This is a genomic window from Desmonostoc vinosum (assembly GCF_059505385.1).
Map to the genome: position 1 here is coordinate 1 of NZ_JCACKM010000301.1, position 3,855 is coordinate 3,855.

1 protein-coding gene is annotated in these 3,855 nt (G+C 42.2%); it reads left to right on the forward strand.

The window, feature by feature from the left end:
• Positions 1-851 precede the first annotated feature (851 nt).
• Complete coding sequence (locus AC5JMF_RS31235; RefSeq protein ID WP_495799591.1) at positions 852-3,683, forward strand: ATP-binding protein; 2,832 nt, start codon at positions 852-854, stop codon at positions 3,681-3,683.
• Positions 3,684-3,855 lie beyond the last annotated feature (172 nt).

Below are 3,855 nucleotides of genomic sequence, written 5' to 3' on the forward strand. Positions count from 1 at the left end.
AATAGCTCAAGTCTACTTCAGTAGACTCAAAATCTTGGGGGATATTCAGTCATCTTGAGATGACTTTTGCTATTAGCAAGGAACTTCAGTTTCTTGCGGGACATCGGTTCTACGTTAACTTGACAACAATCGCCACGGACGGGCGAGACGCCCATCCCACAAGAGTTCTTTTTAATGCAATATTTTAGTCTTGACACACCACTACTGAATGGTACTTAACCTAGATTTAGAGTGAGGGCATTGACAAAATCATCATTCGTTTTAATATCTAATTCACATTAGACGTTAATTATTTAATCTTCCTCTGTACCCAGTTCCTCCGGGAGCGGAGGCCCCAAGTTCCCCAGTCCCTATCATTTTTATCTTTTAAGATTATTTCAATCTATACTTAAAGGTTCTTAATAAATTTCTACTTTTTGTTGTAACTTTAATCACAAATCGATCCAGCTAACGAAAGCTATTCGAGGTAGGGCATCTACGGTTCAGTACTAACAAAAATCATCTCTAATAATCCTTGTTTACTAAATTTTTACTAAACCCCTATCTCAAGGAGGATTTATTTGACTCTCAAGTTCGATTAAAAGAATACGGGGATTCATGATGTTTGATACTTTCAAAGCTGAGAGTGGGGATTGGGTAATGGAAATTAAAATCTAATACTTGATACTCAGAACATAATACCCAATATTTAATACTCAATACCTGATATAGGAATCCGATTTGATTACTGAATACTCAATAAAAACAAGCCGTATTTTTGAGATAAACATTGTAAGCCTCACAATACTTTCCTGATGAATAATTCTAGCTTTTGAGTAAAAAATCCCGTTGAGTTTATTGCAACTAACAAGATGGAAGACCAGGAAAAGTCAGATTATCAGCCGATTGAAGAGGAGCTAAAAAATACACCCCCAAGTAGAACACAAGTGGGCGACTATACGATCGCAGTTGTGAACGAGGGGATGGTGCTTCAACTCTTTGACGGCAGCATAACAGCATGTAATGCCAGTGCCGAAAGGGTTTTAGGACTCACAACCGAGCAAATCCAGGAATGGATTGCTCAACAACCGCAGTTATTACCCTTTGGTCAGCCACCCTCAGAGAATTTACCACAGGAAGTTGTGAAATATCACAGCAGCGATGAAGGGGAACCCTCGCTTGGCAACTTTCCGCAACTTCGACTCCAGAAAACCCCTGCTTCAACATTTGTTTGTCAACAATTGACTCAACTTATTTGTGAAGATGGGTCGCCCTTGAGCGCGGAAAATCACCCGTCTGTGGTGGCTTGGAATACAGGAAAACCTTGTTGTAATTTCGTTTTGGGTTGGTATAAACCAAACGGTGATTTAGTTTGGCTGTTGATGAACTCACAGCCTTTATTTTTACCGAATACGGTCGTGCCCTATGCAGTTGTATTGACCTTTATTGATATTACAGAGGTCAAACAAGTAAATCACAAAACAAACCGCTTAGTGGAGATGACAGCGGTAGATAGGAATATAACTGAGCGCCAGCAAAGGCATGATTCGTGGCAAGATGCTTTATCGATTCTCGCCTTTCATCTAGAGAACTCCCCTTTGGCGGTAATTGAGTGGGATCATGAGTTTCGTGTGTCTCGTTGGTCACAGACAGCTGAGCGCATTTTTGGCTGGCAAGCTGAGGAAGTTATGGGTAAAAGATGTCACGAATGGCAATTTGTTTCTACTGAAGATAAAGAGACAGTTCAAGACGTAATTAGAAGGTTGTTTCGTGGCAGTGAAAAACAGCTGATTTGTCGAAACCGCAACTATACTAAGGATGGTTCCGTTGTCTATTGTGAGTGGTATAATTCAGCCTTATCTGATGAATCGGGTCAGTTAGTTTCAGTATTATCTCTAGTACTTGACGTGACTAGTCGCACCAGAGCAGAGACAGAAAAAGAACAAATGCTGATGCGATCGCGGCAATATGCGAGCCAACTACATGGATTAACCGAGGCTGCATTGACGATACATTCAACACTCTCTATCGAAGAAGTTACCCGAATCATCACCGAGCAAGCCCGTACTATTATTGGCGCACATCAATCAGTCACCAGCTTAATAGACAGTCATGGTTGGGCACACTCGATTAGTTCGATTTCACTTTCAGATAAGTATGCTGCGTGGCGAAATTACCAAGAAAAACCAGATGAATCAGGCATTTATACTTATGTCCGTCAAATAAATCGTCCGATACGCATGACTCAGGCCGAACTAGTAGCCCATCCTCGCTGGCAAGGATTTGGTAAAGAAGCCGACAAGCATCCACCAATGCGGGGGTGGCTAGCTGCACCTTTAAAAGGCAGAGATGGAAAAAATATTGGACTAATTCAGTTATCAGATAAATACGAAGGTGAATTTACCCAAGAAGACGAAGCCATTCTAGTGCAATTAGCCCAGATGGCAGCGATCGCCATTGAAAACACCAATTTATACACAGCAGAACAACAAGCGCGAACTCTAGCCGAACAAGCAAACTGTATTAAAGATCAATTTCTCGCCGTCCTTTCCCACGAACTCCGCTCACCATTGAACCCCATATTAGGTTGGTCTAAACTCCTCCAAAGTCGTAAATTTGACCCATCAAAAACAGCATTAGCACTGGAAACAATCGAGCGAAATGCTAAGTTGCAAGCTCAATTAATTGAAGACTTACTAGACGTATCACGAATTTTTCAAGGTAAACTGACCTTAAACGTAGAGACAGTAGATTTAGTATCCACAATTATTGCTGCGCTAGAAACGATACGCTTAGCAGCTCAAGTCAAATCCATCGATTTAAAATTATCGATTTTAGATTTTGGAGCAGAGGGGAATGCAAAATTTTTAGTTATGGGTGATTCCAATCGCTTGCAACAAGTTCTTTGGAATTTGCTCTCCAACGCTGTTAAATTTACACCTCCAGGAGGACGAATAGAGGTGCAATCGTCAATAATTAGTTCTCAGTGGTCACTAGTCAGTTGTCAAGAAAAACAGCTAATCAGTAATCGTTATGCTCAAATCAAAATTACAGACACCGGTCAAGGTATTAACCCTGACTTTTTACCCCATGTGTTTGATTACTTCCGGCAAGCAGATAGCGCCACCACCAGAAAATTTGGTGGATTAGGACTAGGGTTAGCGATCGTCCGACAAATAGTAGAACTTCACGGTGGTACAGTCATGGCAGAAAGTTTAGGCAACGAAAAAGGAGCGACTTTTATAGTCAATTTGCCACTACTGCACGCAAAAGCAACTGTAAAAGAAAGCCAGCAAGAAACACAAGTGGATTCCGAGTTCACCAATCTTCAAGGATTTAAAATACTAGTTGTTGACGATGACGATGATTCACGAGACTTTATCAGCTTCGTGCTAGCAGAAGAAGGGGCAGAAGTAATCGCCGTACCGTCAGCAGTTCAAGCATTGCAAGCCATCACAGAATCCAAACCAGACGTTTTATTAAGTGATATTGGAATGCCAGACATGGACGGTTACATGCTGATCAGCCAAGTCAGAACTTGGAAACCAGAGCAAGGGGGGCAGATCCCAGCGATCGCCCTCACAGCCTATGCAGGAGAGTACAATCAACAACAAGCCCTCTCAGTAGGATTTCAGATGCACATCACCAAGCCAACAGAACCCTCTGAGTTAGTTGCAGCAGTGACAAGATTGGTTAGTCATTAGTCATTGGGAACTGGGGACTTGTACTGAGCAAAGTCGAAATATGGGGAATTGTGTAATCTCTTTACTTCCCTGCGTCCCCCTCATCCCCCCACTCCCTTCGACTTCGCTCAGGGAGCGGCTTAATTACGAATTACGTTAGCGCAGCGGTAGCGAGTCCTCGATAGCGTTAGCG

Coding starts and splice junctions, on each gene's coding strand:
- AC5JMF_RS31235 (WP_495799591.1), top strand. CDS start 852: ATGGAAGACCAGGAAAAGTCAGATTATCAGCCGATTGAAGAGGAGCTA.